Origin of the sequence: Marilutibacter maris (assembly GCF_003233695.1) — a bacterium.
In the GTDB taxonomy this organism is placed as follows: Bacteria; Pseudomonadota; Gammaproteobacteria; order Xanthomonadales; family Xanthomonadaceae; genus Marilutibacter; species Marilutibacter maris.
In genome coordinates, this window is the sequence record NZ_CP029843.1 from 1,991,945 (window position 1) to 2,005,607 (window position 13,663).

The window sequence follows — 13,663 nt, forward strand, 5'->3', positions numbered from 1 at the left end:
TTTCACGCCTTTGCCGGGGCGCTGGCATTGATCGGGGTCAATTCTTCATCCTGAACAGGCATCTTCGCCCTGCCTCGGCGCGGGGCCTCCGGGTTGCCGGCGCCTGAATGCGCCGGTATCCCGACCGGTACCATCATCGGCCCTTCCCTTGCCGCGATACAAGGTGTTCAAACACACGTGCGTCCCATTCCGTTCCCGCATTTCGATACCTCCTCCGACCGCACTCGCGCGAGCGATGGCGACCCGTCGCGGTTCCCGGCAACGGGAGCTTCCGCATGAGCCGGGTCATGCCGGCAGCCGAGCCCCTGGCCACGGCCGCGCCGGGTCAGCTACCGCTGGCCGGCCGCTCGCCGCTGTTCGAGCGTCTGCGCGAGCGCACGCCGGCGCTGTTGCGTCGGGCGCCCGCACCGTCTGATCCGGCGCGCTGGCATCGCGCGACCGTCGCCGGTCGCGCCTATCGCTTCGCGCAACCGCTGACCTTCACCCCCTACGCCGCCGCCCGACCGTGTTCGGCACGCTGCCGGTTCTGCTCGGAGACGCTCAAGCCGGAGCGGGACGGCAGGATGGCCGCACGGTTGCGGCCGGATGCGGACTACTTCCAGACCCTGCAACGCGCGTTGCGGGCGGTACGCGGGATACCGATGTCGTGGTCGCTGTCGGGGCTCGAGGCCAGCGACGACGAGGCCTGGTTGCTGCGGCTGCTGGAGACCCTGGGCGATGAGGAGCGCCGCGGCGGCGTCATCCACGAGCGCGTGCTGTACAGCAATGGCGCCGGACTGGCGCGTGGACGTGGCGGCGAGTTGATTTCGGCGCTGCGGGCGTTCGACTTGTCGTGGCTGGAGTTGTCGCGGCACCACCCGCGGGAGGACCGCAATCAGGCGATCATGCGGTTCCGCCCCGGCGAGCGCGTTGCCGATGCCGATACCTTCGCGGCCACCGCGCGCGCACTGGCCGCGGCGCTGCCGTTGAAGCTGGTCTGCCTGCTCCAGCGCGGTGGCGTCGACAATCCCGACGAGGTGATCGACTACCTGCGCTGGGCGGCTTCGTTGGGGGCGCGCAGTGTGATCTTCCGCGAGTTCTCGCGGCTGGATGCGGGCTACCGCAGCACCGTCACCCGTCGCTACATCGACGACGCCCGGGTCTCGATCGAGACGCTGCTGGAGGCCTGCATGACCGCCCCCTGGTGGTCGTCGATGCGTCCGCTCCGGCTGACCGAGGGCTACTACTTCTGGAATCTGGTGATGCAGAGCGAGTCGGGGCTCGAAGTCGTGTTCGAAACCTCCGACTACGCGGCGATGCATCGCTGCCACCGCAGCGGCGATGTCTACAAGCTGGTGTTCCACCCCGACGGCCATCTGTGCGCGGGCTGGGAGCCGGACCACGACCTGATCTGGACGCCCGCCGATGGGTGACACCATGGATGACGCCAGCTGGTTCCAGCCGCGCACGGACAATGCCCGCTGGGCGTTGCCGGCCGACATCCGCGCACGCGACGGATTCGACGGTCGCGACTGCGGTTGGGTCGAGCAGATGCGCCCGTTCGTCCGTCACTTCTCGCAGCCCGGGCAAACCGTGCTCGACCCCTTCTGCGGCTTCGCCACCACCCTGCTCGCCGCCTCGATCGAGGGACGCCACGGTCTGGGTTACGAGATCGATCCGCGACGGGCGGGACTCGCCCGCGAGCGTCTGGATCGACTCGGACTCCAGGCGGATATCCGCGACGGCGAACTCGCCACGCACGGGGAACAGGCGCGTGCCGACCTGGGCCTGACCAGCGTGCCCTACTTCGGCTGCGGCTGGACCGGCGAACCCGCGGCCGGACAGTTGTACCTGGAGCAGGACTACGCGGGCTTCCTGCGTGGTCTGCGCCGGGTGTTCCACTCGCTGCGCGGGGTCCTGGCGGACGATGGCTACTGCATCGCGATGGCCGAGAACATCGTCATTGGCGGCCGCCGGTTTTCGCTGGCCTGGGATCTTGCGCGCATTCTCGACAGCCTGTTCGTGGCCCACGAGGAACGGGTGCTGTGCTATCCGCGTCCGGTGTCGCCGCTGCCGCATGCGGTCGCCGCCAGCAACCGCAGTCACGAGTACGCATTGATCTACCAGAAGCGCCGCGAAACCATCGACCTGCAGGCGACGGAGGAGCTGCTGCGCGCGATCGAAGCCGCCGGTTTCACGTTCCGCCTGTACGGCAGCCTCGCAGGTTGGCGGGAGGCCGGCGAACCGGCTTCGGGACGCCCGCCCGCCGATGCCGACCTGTTGCTGCCCGCGGATCAGGCGCGTTTCGACGCCCTGCTCCGGTGGCTGGTCGAGCAGGGCTTCGAGCTGAGCCTGTGGGGCGAGCCGGTGAAGCCGCCGGTCGACCTGCAATGCTGGCGGGATCATCGCTATCTGCGCGCGGACCGGCGCGGTCGCGACGGTTCGCTGGTGCGGCTGGATCTGGCCTGCGTGTCGCCACCGAGCGCCTGAACGGGTCTCAGGCGCCGCATCCGGGGCGGTGACGGTCGCCGGATGCGATGCCGGCGCCGGCCGTTGCGCGGCCCGGCACCGGCATGCGCGCGGTCCGTCCAGTCAGATCCGTCCCGTCAGACCCGTGCGCCCCGCAGCCGCAGCGCGTTGCCGATCACCGACACCGACGACAGGCTCATCGCCAGCGCGGCCAGCATCGGGCTCAGCAGCAGACCGGTCAGCGGATACAACACGCCGGCGGCGATCGGCACGCCGATGCCGTTGTAGACGAAGGCGAATCCGAGGTTCTGCTTCATGTTGCGCACGGTCGCGGCGGACAGTTCGCGGGCGCGCAGGATGCCGCGCAGATCGCCCTTGATCAGGGTCACCTGGGCGCTGGACATCGCCACGTCGGTACCGGTGCCCATGGCGATGCCGATGTCGGCGGCGGCCAGTGCCGGGGCGTCGTTGATGCCGTCGCCGGCCATCGCCACGCGTTGCCCCCGCGCCTGCAGCCGGGTGACCAGCTCGGCCTTGTCCTCCGGCCGCACCTCGCCGTGGAAGCTGTCGATGCCGAGTTTTCCGGCCACCGCACGGGCGGTGGTCTCACCGTCGCCGGTCGCCATCACCACATGGATGCCGGCCTCGCGCAGCGCGGCCAGGGCCGGCGCGGACGATTCCTTGATCGGGTCGGCGACCGCGACCAGGCCGGCCAGGCGTCCGTCGACGGCCAGGAACATTACACTCGCGCCTTCGCCGCGCAGCCGCTCGGCGGTGTCGGCGACACTGGCGACGTCGACGCCGGTGTCGGCCATCAGGCGGGTATTGCCGAGCACCACCGCCCTGCCCCCGACCCGGCCGCGGACGCCGCTGCCGGTCACCGACTCGAAGTCCTGCGCCGTTTCCAGCGCCAGCGATCGGGCGCGCGCCTCGTCCACGATCGCCTCGGCCAGCGGATGTTCGCTGCCCAGATCCAGGCTGGCGGCGATCCGCAGCACGTCGTCGGCACTGAATCCACTGGCGCCGCTGGCCTCGTGAAATGCCGGCCTGCCCTCGGTCAGGGTGCCGGTCTTGTCGACGACCAGGGTGTCGATGGTGCGGAACCGTTCGATCGCCTCGGCGTCGCGGAACAGCACACCGGCATTGGCGGCGCGCCCGGTCGCGACCATGACCGACATCGGCGTCGCCAGACCGAGCGCGCACGGACAGGCGATGATCAGCACCGACACCGCATTGAGCACGGCGTAGGTCCATGACGGCTCCGGGCCGAGCAGGCCCCAAACGAAGAACGTCGACACAGCGGCCGCCAGCACCGCCAGCACGAACCAGTAGGCGACCTTGTCGGCCATGCGCTGCATCGGCGCACGCGAACGCTGCGCCTGCGCGACCAGTTGGATGATCCGCGACAGCACGGTGGCGCTGCCGACCTGGTCGGCGCGCATCACCAGGCTGCCGGTGCCGTTGAGGGTGGCGCCGATCAGGCTGTCGTCGGCCTGCTTCTCGACCGGGATCGGCTCGCCGGTCAGCATCGACTCGTCGACGCTGGAGCGGCCCTCCAGCACGGTGCCGTCGACCGGCACCTTCTCGCCGGGACGCACCCGCAGGCGGTCGCCGACATGCACGTGTTCGAGCGGGATGTCCTCCTCGCTGCCATCCTCGCGCAGGCGGCGCGCGGTCTTCGGCGCCAGTCCCAGCAGCGCCTTGATCGCCGCCGAGGTCTTCGAGCGTGCGCGCAGTTCAAGCAGTTGGCCGAGCAGGGTCAACGAGACGATCACCGCCGCCGCCTCGAAATAGACGCCGATGCGGCCGTGCTCGCGGAACGACTCGGGAAACAGGTCGGGGGCGACGGTGGCGACCACGCTGTAGCCGAACGCCGCGCTGACGCCGATGCCGATCAGGGTCCACATGTTCGGGCTGCGGTTGCGGATCGACTGCACACAGCGCTCCAGCAGCGGCCAACCCGCCCACAGCACCACCGGCGTCGCCAGCACCAGCTCGACCCAGCTGCGGGTGTCGGGGTCGAACAGGCCCAGCCGGCCGCCGAACATCGCCAGTATGAACACCGCCGCGGTCAGCGGCAGCGTGCCCCAGAAGCGGCGGCCGAAGTCGCGCAGCTCGGGGTTCTCCTCCTCTTCCAGGCTCGGCATTTCCGGCTCCAGCGCCATGCCGCACTTGGGACAGGTGCCCGGTCCCTCCTGGCGGATCTCCGGATGCATCGGGCAGGTGTAGATCGTCCCGGCCGGCATCTCCTGCGCGGGGGCCGGGTCCGGCGACAGCCAGCGCTGCGGATCGGCGGCGAACTTCTCGCGGCAACGCGCCGAACAGAAGTGATAGATCCGGCCCTCGTGGTCGTGGCGATGCGTGCTGGTCTGCGGGTCCACGCGCATGCCGCAGACCGGATCGACGACGCCGTCGGCATCGTTGCCGGCACCACCCTGGCAGGACTTGGGCGCTCCGCAGCAACTGCCCGACGCCGCGCCCGGGTCGGCGTGGCCGCCGTGTGCGTGGGCGGCCTGCGGCCGCTTGTCTTGGCCTTGTGCCGTCGCTTCCGGGTGCGCGTGGCCGCAACCCCGATGGTCGTGTTCGTGGTCGGCAGCTGCGCGATCGTGGCCGTGCTTGTGTCCGTGCGCGCTCATGCCGCGTCCTCCACCAGGGCGTTGAGGATCGGGCAGCGCGCCATCGCGCCGTGCCCCGGGCAGGCATCGACCAGGGTGCGCAGGCCATCGCGCATCCGCTCAAGCTCGGCCAGGCGACGCTCGACATCGGCCAGCCTGGCGGTGGCCACCGCCTTCATCGACGCCATGTCCTCGTCGCGATGGTCGGACAGGGCCAGCAGCTCGCCGATCTCCTCCAGGGTGAAGCCCAGCACCTTGGCGCGACGGATGAAGTGCAGGCGGGCGACATCCTGCTCGTCGAACAGGCGGTAGCCGGAAGCCATCCGGTTGGCGGGGCGCATCAGGCCCTGGCGTTCGTAGTAGCGCACGGTATCGATACCGATGCCGGTGCGGCGCGACAGTTCTCCGATCTTCATGGCCTTGTCCATGCGTGCCCACGATGGGCGATGGGGGCAGTCTGCAGTCTGGACCATGGTCCAGAGTCAACACCCTGCCCCGCGCCGGGTCAGTGTGACGCGAAGGGAACGGTGCCGCCGCCCTCGCCGACCAGTTCGACCGTGTAGGGCTGGACGGTGCCGTCGGGCACCTCCATGCCCGGCGAACCCAGTGGCATGCCCGGCAACGCGAGCCCCTTCGCGGCGCGACCGTTCACCTGCGGCGCCTCGGCCAACAGGCGCTTGATGTCGGCGGCCGGCACGTGTCCTTCGACGAAGTAATCGCCGATCCGGGCGGTGTGGCAGGAGCCCTTGCCGTAGGGAACGCCGACCTCGCCCTTGAGCCGGTTCAGCGCGTCCGGCGCGTGATTGCGCACCTCGACCGTGAAGCCGGCTTCGCGCAGATGCTCGACCCACAGCTCGCAACAGCCGCAGGTCGGGCTCTTGTGGACGATCGCCGGCGGCAGCGCGGTCGACTCCGGCGCCATGGGCGCGGTGTCCGTCTGCCTGGCCGCGGCCGTGTCGACGTCCGCGCCGGCGACGAGCGTCTCCCGGTCGCCGGCGCAGGCGGAGAGCAGCGGCGACAGGACCAGCAGGCCGAGGGCCACGATACGCGCGTTCATCGGTTGCCCTCCCCCGCCTTGAGCGGACGCGACGACCAGTGGATATGGACGATTTTCCACCCCTTGGGGGTGTCGCCAAGCACCAGGGTCTCGCTGCTGAGCAGGGCCATCGGCCCGCCGTCGCCGGTCGCATGGATCTCGCGTTCGCTGCCGATCCAGACCATGTGCTCGCTGGTGCGCACGGTACGATGCAGGAGCCGCACCTGCGCCGCCTTCAGGAAGGCGGCATCGTGGCCGGCGTGCCCGCGGAGGTACTCCTCGCGCGTGCGCTCGCTGCCGCCACTTTCCAGGATCAGCACGTCCTCGGCGAGGAAGTCGCCGACGCGTTCCAGGTCGCCGGTCTTGAGCGCATCCGAGAACGCGTCGGCCACCGCGACGAAGCTCTGTCGCATCGCCGCCTGCCGGTCGTCGATGTCGGTGTGGGTCGTCCCTGTGGAGGTGGAGGCCTGGGCCTCGGCTGCGGCCGCGGCTGCGCCGTCATGGGCATGGGCGCTCAGGCCGAGCGCGAGCAGGCCGCCGAGCCCCAGTGTCGTCAGTTGGCGCAGGCGCGTCCTGCGCGCGTGCCTTGCATCAGTGTTCATGCGTGTGGGTGTCCTTGTGCGATGGGGCTGATTCGTCGTGGTTGTCGTCGTTTGCGCGCGCCTGTTCGGGCATCGATGGCTCGGTCGAGGAGGCAGACCCATGGTCGTGGTGCGAGCCGTCGGCGTGGACGTGTCCCTGCGGCTCGACGGCCCCGGAATCCCGCTCACGCGCCTCCGCGCCGTCGTGTTCGTGCCCGCCACTACCGTTGTCGTGCCCGCCGCCACCGTGCGAATGCCCCTCGCTGCTGGCGACCAGTGCGGCATACCCTTCCCGGTCCAGGGTCGGCAAGGCTCGCAGGAAGGCGACCATGTTCCAGATGTACTCGTCTTCCATGCTGCGGCCCCAGGCCGGCATCCCGCTGGCCTTGATCCCGTGCTTGATGGTCCAGAACGCGCTCGCCGCGTCCACCGCTTCGCGGCTCAGATCCGGCGGTGCCGGGTATAGACCGCGACTGAGCTCGGATTCGCCGGAACCCGGTGCGAGATGGCAGCTCACGCACATCGCGTCGTAGTTGCCGGCGCCCTGGCGGATCCGGTCCGGGTCGTCGAGGACGGCAGGCACCTGCAAGGCCCGCGCGCGCCGGGCCACCGAGCGTTCGCGCGCGGTCTCCAGCAGCGCGAACACGGTGCGGCTATGCGGTGAGTCGGCGGCGATGTCGTAGACGCCGGAGTACACCACGGTGGCCGCTGCGGCCGCGATGGCGGCCGTGCCGAGGCCGATGCCGACGAGGGTCCTGATGATCGTCTTCATCGCCTTCTCCTCAGAACCAGACCCGCACGCCGGCAACCAGGCGGGTGTCCTCGATGTCCTCGCCGTGGGCGCGCTTCAGGTCGGCGGTGCCGCCGTAGCTGCGCTCCCAGCTGACGCCGACATAGGGCGCGAAGCGACGGCTGATCTCGTAGCGCAGACGCGCGCCGGCTTCCAGCGACGACAGGCCCGAGCCGATGCCGCGGGCCGGATCGTCCTTGCCGTACAGCTCGGCTTCCGCGCTCCATTGCAGGATCAGGCGATTGCTGATCAGGGTGTCGTACTCGGCCTCGAGGCTGGCGGCGGTCTGGCCGGATTCGCCGACGTAGCCGGTCGCGCTGACTTCGAACTTGTAGGGCGCCAGGCCCTGCACGCCGAAGGCCGCGAAAGTCTGCGAGGGCCCCTCGCCACCGAAGTCGTGACGGATGCCGGCGACGACATCCCACCAACGCGAGACGCTGTGCCCGTACAGCACTTCCAGATCGGCGGACTCGGTGCCGGCGTCGGTGCGTTCGCCCTCGCTGCGCAACCACAGACGGTCGATGTCGCCGCCTACCCAGGCCAGCGCTTCCCAGGCGGTTCCGGTGCCCTCCTCGTCCGCATCCCAGGCCTCCAGCCGGTCCAGCGACCAATAGCTGTGGATGCTGTCGCCGTGGGTGGCATGGGCGTGCAGTTCCGGGAACGCGGCGCGGCGGTCGGCGTCGCTGACCGTGGGAATCGGGGTGCTTGGCTGTTGCGGTGAGCGCACATGCTCCATGCCCGTGTGGTCCATCCCGGAGTGGTCGCCAGCATCGTTGGCACTCGTCGCGGTCGACGGTTCCGGTTCATGCGGCATCGACGCCCTGGCGCCATGGCCGGCATGTCCGTCGTTGTCCTGCGCGGCCTGCGGGCGGTGCTGTGCGTGCCGGTCCTGGGCCGATGCGGGCGCGGGCGCCAGCGCGATGGCGAGCGCGACCGGAAGCGGCGCGAATGTCGAGACGATCGTGTTCATTCCTCGATCCTCACTTCCCGCATCATGCCGGCTTCCATGTGGTACAGCAGGTGGCAGTGATAGGCCCAGCGGCCGAGCGCGTCGGCGCGCACGCGATAGCTGCGCTTGGTGCCCGGCGGCATCTCGATGGTGTGTTTGCGCACCATGAAATTGCCGTCCTCGTCCTCCAGGTCGCTCCACACGCCATGCAGGTGGATCGGGTGGGTCATCATGGTGTCGTTGACCAGGACGATGCGCAGACGCTCGCCATAGGTCATCCGCAACGGTTCGGCGCTGGCGAACTTGATGCCGTCGAACGACCACGCGAACTTCTCCATGTGGCCGGTCAGGTGCAGTTCGACGTCGCGCCCCGGGTCGCGGCCGTCGGGATCCTCGAAGGTGCTGCGCAGGTCGGCGTAGCTGAGTACCCGGCGGCCGTTGTCGCGCAGGCCGATGCCCGGATCGGACAGACGCGGTTCCGGCGCCATCGTCTGCATGTCGATCAGCGGATTGCCCTCCTCGCTGGCCGGGTGCGTCTGCATGCCCCCGCCGCCATGGTCCATGCCGGCGTGCTGGTTTGAACCGTGCTGGTTGGAATCGTGCTGGTCGGAGCCGTGCTGCATCGCGCCGTGCCCCATGTTGCCGCCGCAGCCGCCCTCCATGCCCTTCATCGCCGCCATGTCGTGGCCGCCATGCCCCATGCCGCCATGGCCCATGTCGGCCATGGTCAGGATCGGTCGCGGATCGGGAACCGGCACCGGCGCGCGCAGGCCTTCGCGTACCGCCAGGGTGCCGCTGACGTAGCCGGTGCGGCCCATGTCCTGGGCGAAGATCGTGAACGCGTCCTGGCCGCTGGGCTCGACGATCACGTCGTAGGTCTCCGCGACCGCGATCCGGAACTCGTCCACCGTCACCGGATGCACGTGCATGCCGTCGGCGGCGACCACGGTCATCTTCAGGCCCGGGATGCGCACGTCGAAATAGCTCATCGCCGAGCCGTTGATGAAGCGCAGGCGGATCTTCTCACCGCTGCGGAACAACCCGGTCCAGTTGCCCAGCGCGGTGGTGCCGTTCATCAGGTAGGTGTAGGTGTTCGCGTTGACGTCGGACAGGTCGGTCGGCGTCATCCGCATCTCGCCCCAGGCCTTGCGGTCGTCCAGGGTCTGTTCCAGGCCGTCGCGCCGGGCGTCGCGCACGAAGTCGCCGACGGTGCGCATGTAGTAGTTGTCGTAGCTGGCCATCTTCTTCAGCCGCGCGAACAGCGAGGCCGGATCCAGGTCGGTCCAGTCCGACAGCATCACCACATAGTCGCGGTCGTAGCTGAAGGGCTCGGGTTCGAGCGGGTCGATCACCAGCGGGCCATACAGCCCCGCCTGTTCCTGGAAGCCGGAATGGCTGTGGTACCAGTAGGTGCCGCCCTGCCCCACCTCGAAGCGGTAGTGATAGGCCTCGTTGCGGCGGATGCCGTCGAAGCTGAGCCCGGGCACGCCGTCCATGTTGGCCGGCAGGATGATGCCGTGCCAATGGATAGAGGTGGTGTCGCCGTGGATCGAGCCGGCCGGCAGGTCGTTGCGCACGCGCAGGTTGACCGTGGTGCCCTCGCGCCAGCGCAGCAACGGTGCCGGCACGCTGCCGTTGACCGCGATCGCGGTGCGTACCCGCCCGGTGAAGTTGACCGGCATCTCGCCGATCGACAGGTCGAACTCGGTGCCGGTCAGCACGTTTGGCTGGCCCGGGGATTTCAGCGCCCAGCCCGGGCGCGGCCACAGGCCAAGGCCGGCGATCGCGCCGCCGGCGGCCAGGCCCTGGACGAAACGACGACGCGAGGGCGCGGGCATACCGCGGCCGGCATCGGAAGAATCGGAAGACATCGCTAACTCCGTTCGCAAATCGGCTGCCCTTCCGCATCGGGACGGGCAAGACTGGAGGCGCACCGCATCCAGGCGTGCGCGCACGGTTCCGGCACTGGCGTGCCGGTGCCGGATCAGCCTATCGGCGGTCGGATCAGTCGCGGGCGGACGGGCTCGGGGTGGCCGTCGCTGAGCGGGTGAACGGCGGTGCCGGACGGTCCGGGCGGTGCGCCGGCCAGCGCCGGCGCCGGCATCGCGCAGCAGTGCTGGATGCACTCGCAGGCGCATTGGCCGCCGTTGCAGCAGTCGGGATCGTCGCCGTGGCCGGCCGCTTGCGGCGTTGCTGGCGCGTCGTGTTCCATCCCGCCCATGTCCTCATGGCAGGGCGGCATCGTCGTGGCAGTAGTACCGGCGTGCTGCTTCGTCAGCGCCTTGTGCTCGACCAGCATGCGCGCGGACGCCATCGTGCCGCCGATGCCATTGAGCACCAGCATCAGCGCGACCAGCACTCGCAGCAGGACGGACGAACGGGACATGCGGTCGATGATACGCCGGTAGCGGTGAACCGGGCGCATGCTGACCGATGCCGGGGGCGCGGCGCAACTCTGGAGCTGGTCCAGTGTTGGCTCGCGAATCCCTTGCCCACCGGGGCCAACGCCGCGCCACACCGTTGGCGATGTTGCGGTTGTTGACCACTCGCTTCATGCCCTCCACCATCCAAGGGTCAATGATTCGAGGCCCTTACGGGCTACCCGCCCGACATCTTCGCAGCCGGCACGAATGAACAAGTTCGAAAAGGCCAGACGCATGGCACTGCGTCGCGACACCGGCAACCGCCCTGCTCCATCGCCGCCGCCGCTTCGTCCTCGTGCGGCCGCATACCTGGTCGCGCACGCCTGCTTCATATGCCGCAAGAGCTTCGGGATCGCCCCGCGCCCGCAGCGGAGGTCCCGCTGTCCTTGCTGCGCTGGCGTCCTTCATGAGATGGGCCGCTCTTTCAAGGCTCCGCCTGCGCGCAATCGCGAGCAGTGGCGCAAGGTCCAGGCGTTGTACGAAGCGGGGTTCCGGTTCTTCAGTTATGGAAGCTTCGATGCTCCACCGCTGCCCGCCAGGCTGCGCGATGTCGAAGCCTTCATCCGCGACAACCCGGAACATCCGATGCGTGTGGCCGTCCCTGTGAGCTAGCGCCACGATCCGGTAACCGAAAGTCCAGGCATGAAAACAAAAAGCCCCGGCATGCCGGGGCTTTTTGTTTCGAATATGGCGTCCCCACGGGGATTCGAACCCCGGTCGCAACCGTGAAAGGGTTGTGTCCTAGGCCTCTAGACGATGGGGACGGGGTGTTGCGGGTACTGCGGACGTTCCAGGAATTTGGTGGAGCCAGGCGGGATCGAACCGCCGACCTCTACAATGCCATTGTAGCGCTCTCCCAGCTGAGCTATGGCCCCACTGTGCTGGAAACCGGCCTGCAAAAAAGCCAGTCTGACAACAAAAAGCCCCGACGCATCAGGGCTGGGTGTTTCGAATATGGCGTCCCCACGGGGATTCGAACCCCGGTCGCAACCGTGAAAGGGTTGTGTCCTAGGCCTCTAGACGATGGGGACGGGTGTTGCGGTTACTGCGAATGTTCCAGAAATTTGGTGGAGCCAGGCGGGATCGAACCGCCGACCTCTACAATGCCATTGTAGCGCTCTCCCAGCTGAGCTATGGCCCCACTGCGCTGGAAAGACGGCCATCTTAGGGGCCGTCCCGAAGGTCGTCAAGACATTTCGATGACTTTTTTCGGAATGGCTTCAGGCCCCTGCAAGGTCGCCACGCCATGCCCGCGTTCAGCGAGGTACTCCAGCCATTTGCCGAGGAAGGTGTTCATCCGCATGCGGTGGCCGATCACCTCCGCCGGCGGCGGATACAGGCCGATCACGTCCTGCCAGCGGCGGCCGATATAGCAGTGGGTCGCTTCCAACTGGCGCGCATCGTGATAGACGCGCAGGTAGGCGGACGGGTCCGGTTCGCCTGTGACCGGATCGGGCATCGCGTAGGTCAGCCGCAGCTCGGTGGTGTAGCGATGCCGCTCGATCACGTCCAGGCAGACGTCCAGGCCGTCGCCGATCACCGAGCGGTACCGCCCCGCTTCCAGCGCGGCCGGCGCGAACAGGCGCTGGAAGCGCGCGTGGTTCTCCGCGTACAGCCCCATCAGCCAACCGAAACGGTTGAGGCGGGGCAGGCGTTCGGCGGTGGCGGCAGCGGTCGACATGGACCCGATGCTACACGCGCGGGGTGGATTTCGGCAGCGTTGACGCGCCGCCCGGGGCGGCATAACTTGAAGATTCGTCGCTCATCGCGCGCGGCGGCCGCAAGCTGAACCGCCGTTCAGCGCCCTGCCCTCCAGGCCCGGTTGCGCGGTCCAGAGCCTCTCGTTCAGAACATCTCGCGACGGATTCCCAGCGTCGACAGCACCTTGCTCGAGATCTCCTCGATCGAGGTATGGGTCGTGCTCAGGGTCGGGATGCGTTCGGCACGGAACATCATCTCCGCCGCGGCGACCTCGCGCTTGCAGGTCTCGAACTTGGCATAGCGCGAATTTGGCCGCCGCTCCTGGCGGATCTGCTGCAGCCGGATCGGGTCGATGGTCAGCCCGAACAGCTTGTGACGGTATGGACGCAGCCGCGGCGGCAACCGATCGTGCTCGAGGTCCTCCTCGGTCAGCGGATAGTTGGCCGCGCGGATGCCGTAGTGCAGCGCCAGGTAGACGCAGGTCGGGGTCTTGCCGGCGCGCGAGACCGCGACCAGGATCAGGTCGGCCTCGGCGTAGTCGATGCTGGCTCCGTCGTCGTGGGTCAGCGCGTAGTTCATCGCGTTGATGCGGCGATGGTAGGTCTCGAAATCGACCAGGCCGTGCGCCTGCCCCACCGCGTGCCGGCGGGTCTCGCCGAACTCCTGCTCCAGCGGTTCGATGAACGGCGCGAACACGTCCAGCAGCAGCGCCCCGCTCTCGGCCAGCGCGGCGCTGACCTCGTTGTCGACGCAGGAATTGATGATCACCGGGCGCACCCCGTGCATCTCGGCGGCCTTGCGGATCCGCTCGGCGGCCTCGCGCGCCCGCTCGACGCTGTCGACGAAGGAGATGCGCTCGCTGACGAAGCGGGTCTCCTGGAACTGGGTGAGCAGCGTATGGCCGATGGTCTCGGCGGTGATGCCGGTACCGTCGGAAATGTAGAACACCGGGCGCAGACCCATGCCAAACCCCTCGAAAATCCGCCTGCCAACAGGAAAAAGCCCGCCGGATCAACCTTGTAAGCGCCCGGCGCACAGGCGATCATAGCGGCTTGTCCGCCGGACATCCGCCCCTGCCCCCGTCCGCGGCCTGCCCGCCCCCATCGCTTCCGTTCCGCCG

The 13,663-nt window shown here is 68.8% G+C and carries 13 protein-coding genes and 4 tRNA genes; 3 read left to right on the forward strand and 14 right to left on the reverse strand.

What is annotated here, in order from left to right; all coding sequences use genetic code 11:
* Positions 1 to 335 precede the first annotated feature (335 nt).
* Both C9I47_RS08730 and C9I47_RS08735 read left to right on the forward strand, forming a co-directional pair.
* The gene (locus tag C9I47_RS08730; RefSeq protein WP_407067517.1) at positions 336 to 1,412 is read left to right on the forward strand and encodes a hypothetical protein; all 1,077 of its coding nucleotides are present in this window, start codon (positions 336 to 338) and stop codon (positions 1,410 to 1,412) included.
* Positions 1,405 to 2,469 carry a DNA methyltransferase gene (locus tag C9I47_RS08735; protein WP_223250339.1) on the forward strand — a complete coding sequence of 355 codons (1,065 nt, stop codon included), beginning with the start codon at positions 1,405 to 1,407 and terminating at the stop codon, positions 2,467 to 2,469. Before C9I47_RS08730 ends, C9I47_RS08735 begins: the two co-directional genes overlap by 8 nt.
* A 116-nt stretch (positions 2,470 to 2,585) precedes the next feature.
* On the opposite strand, the gene C9I47_RS08740 is transcribed toward C9I47_RS08735, so the two are convergent.
* The 8 genes from C9I47_RS08740 to C9I47_RS08775 all read right to left on the reverse strand — a co-directional run bounded on the left by C9I47_RS08740 (position 2,586) and on the right by C9I47_RS08775 (position 10,805).
* Positions 2,586 to 5,084, reverse strand: coding sequence for a heavy metal translocating P-type ATPase (locus C9I47_RS08740; protein ID WP_111266401.1), 2,499 nt, complete (start codon positions 5,082 to 5,084; stop codon positions 2,586 to 2,588).
* A complete protein-coding gene (locus C9I47_RS08745; protein ID WP_111268050.1) occupies positions 5,081 to 5,479 on the reverse strand; it encodes a heavy metal-responsive transcriptional regulator in 399 nt (132 codons plus the stop codon). Before C9I47_RS08745 ends, C9I47_RS08740 begins: the two co-directional genes overlap by 4 nt.
* Positions 5,480 to 5,568: 89 nt before the next feature.
* Entirely contained in the window at positions 5,569 to 6,120 is a 552-nt protein-coding gene (locus C9I47_RS08750) for a DUF411 domain-containing protein (protein ID WP_111266402.1), read from the reverse strand.
* Positions 6,117 to 6,701: a nuclear transport factor 2 family protein gene (locus C9I47_RS08755; RefSeq protein ID WP_190238642.1), complete on the reverse strand. Its 585-nt coding sequence runs from the start codon at positions 6,699 to 6,701 to the stop codon at positions 6,117 to 6,119. Before C9I47_RS08755 ends, C9I47_RS08750 begins: the two co-directional genes overlap by 4 nt.
* Complete coding sequence (locus tag C9I47_RS08760; RefSeq protein ID WP_111266404.1) at positions 6,691 to 7,452, reverse strand: c-type cytochrome; 762 nt, start codon at positions 7,450 to 7,452, stop codon at positions 6,691 to 6,693. Before C9I47_RS08760 ends, C9I47_RS08755 begins: the two co-directional genes overlap by 11 nt.
* 10 nt (positions 7,453 to 7,462) lie before the next feature.
* Positions 7,463 to 8,440 (reverse strand): copper resistance protein B, encoded by a 978-nt coding sequence (locus C9I47_RS08765; protein ID WP_111266405.1) that lies wholly within the window; start codon positions 8,438 to 8,440, stop codon positions 7,463 to 7,465.
* Positions 8,437 to 10,290, reverse strand: coding sequence for a copper resistance system multicopper oxidase (locus C9I47_RS08770; RefSeq protein ID WP_111266406.1), 1,854 nt, complete (start codon positions 10,288 to 10,290; stop codon positions 8,437 to 8,439). Before C9I47_RS08770 ends, C9I47_RS08765 begins: the two co-directional genes overlap by 4 nt.
* 113 nt (positions 10,291 to 10,403) lie before the next feature.
* On the reverse strand, positions 10,404 to 10,805 hold the full coding sequence (locus tag C9I47_RS08775) for a CopL family metal-binding regulatory protein (RefSeq protein WP_190238643.1): 402 nt from the start codon (positions 10,803 to 10,805) through the stop codon (positions 10,404 to 10,406).
* A gap of 244 nt (positions 10,806 to 11,049) precedes the next feature.
* Here C9I47_RS08775 and C9I47_RS17550 point away from each other — a divergent pair, with 244 nt between their 5' ends.
* Complete coding sequence (locus tag C9I47_RS17550) at positions 11,050 to 11,454, forward strand: hypothetical protein (protein WP_145985467.1); 405 nt, start codon at positions 11,050 to 11,052, stop codon at positions 11,452 to 11,454.
* 76 nt (positions 11,455 to 11,530) lie between these two features.
* On the opposite strand, the gene C9I47_RS08785 is transcribed toward C9I47_RS17550, so the two are convergent.
* The 6 genes from C9I47_RS08785 to ppsR form a co-directional block, all read right to left on the reverse strand.
* Positions 11,531 to 11,606 (reverse strand) — tRNA-Glu (locus C9I47_RS08785).
* A 35-nt stretch (positions 11,607 to 11,641) separates the two neighbouring features.
* Positions 11,642 to 11,717 (reverse strand) — tRNA-Ala (locus tag C9I47_RS08790).
* A gap of 80 nt (positions 11,718 to 11,797) precedes the next feature.
* Positions 11,798 to 11,873 (reverse strand) — tRNA-Glu (locus C9I47_RS08795).
* A gap of 34 nt (positions 11,874 to 11,907) precedes the next feature.
* A tRNA-Ala gene (locus C9I47_RS08800) sits at positions 11,908 to 11,983 on the reverse strand.
* 45 nt (positions 11,984 to 12,028) lie between these two features.
* Complete coding sequence (locus C9I47_RS08805; RefSeq protein ID WP_111266409.1) at positions 12,029 to 12,523, reverse strand: DUF1249 domain-containing protein; 495 nt, start codon at positions 12,521 to 12,523, stop codon at positions 12,029 to 12,031.
* Positions 12,524 to 12,687: 164 nt separating this feature from the next.
* Positions 12,688 to 13,506 (reverse strand): posphoenolpyruvate synthetase regulatory kinase/phosphorylase PpsR, encoded by an 819-nt coding sequence (gene ppsR / locus C9I47_RS08810; protein WP_111266410.1) that lies wholly within the window; start codon positions 13,504 to 13,506, stop codon positions 12,688 to 12,690.
* Positions 13,507 to 13,663 lie beyond the last annotated feature (157 nt).

Bases quoted from the DNA above. Each gene is read 5' to 3' on its own strand.
- C9I47_RS08740 (WP_111266401.1), bottom strand. From the start codon at position 5,084: ATGAGCGCGCACGGACACAAGCACGGCCACGATCGCGCAGCTGCCGAC.
- C9I47_RS08760 (WP_111266404.1), bottom strand. From the start codon at position 7,452: ATGAAGACGATCATCAGGACCCTCGTCGGCATCGGCCTCGGCACGGCC.
- C9I47_RS08745 (WP_111268050.1), bottom strand. From the start codon at position 5,479: ATGAAGATCGGAGAACTGTCGCGCCGCACCGGCATCGGTATCGATACC.
- C9I47_RS08805 (WP_111266409.1), bottom strand. From the start codon at position 12,523: ATGTCGACCGCTGCCGCCACCGCCGAACGCCTGCCCCGCCTCAACCGT.
- C9I47_RS08765 (WP_111266405.1), bottom strand. From the start codon at position 8,440: ATGAACACGATCGTCTCGACATTCGCGCCGCTTCCGGTCGCGCTCGCC.
- C9I47_RS08750 (WP_111266402.1), bottom strand. From the start codon at position 6,120: ATGAACGCGCGTATCGTGGCCCTCGGCCTGCTGGTCCTGTCGCCGCTG.
- C9I47_RS08775 (WP_190238643.1), bottom strand. From the start codon at position 10,805: ATGTCCCGTTCGTCCGTCCTGCTGCGAGTGCTGGTCGCGCTGATGCTG.
- ppsR (WP_111266410.1), bottom strand. From the start codon at position 13,506: ATGGGTCTGCGCCCGGTGTTCTACATTTCCGACGGTACCGGCATCACC.
- C9I47_RS08770 (WP_111266406.1), bottom strand. From the start codon at position 10,290: ATGTCTTCCGATTCTTCCGATGCCGGCCGCGGTATGCCCGCGCCCTCG.
- C9I47_RS17550 (WP_145985467.1), top strand. From the start codon at position 11,050: ATGAACAAGTTCGAAAAGGCCAGACGCATGGCACTGCGTCGCGACACC.
- C9I47_RS08735 (WP_223250339.1), top strand. From the start codon at position 1,405: ATGGGTGACACCATGGATGACGCCAGCTGGTTCCAGCCGCGCACGGAC.
- C9I47_RS08755 (WP_190238642.1), bottom strand. From the start codon at position 6,701: ATGAACACTGATGCAAGGCACGCGCGCAGGACGCGCCTGCGCCAACTG.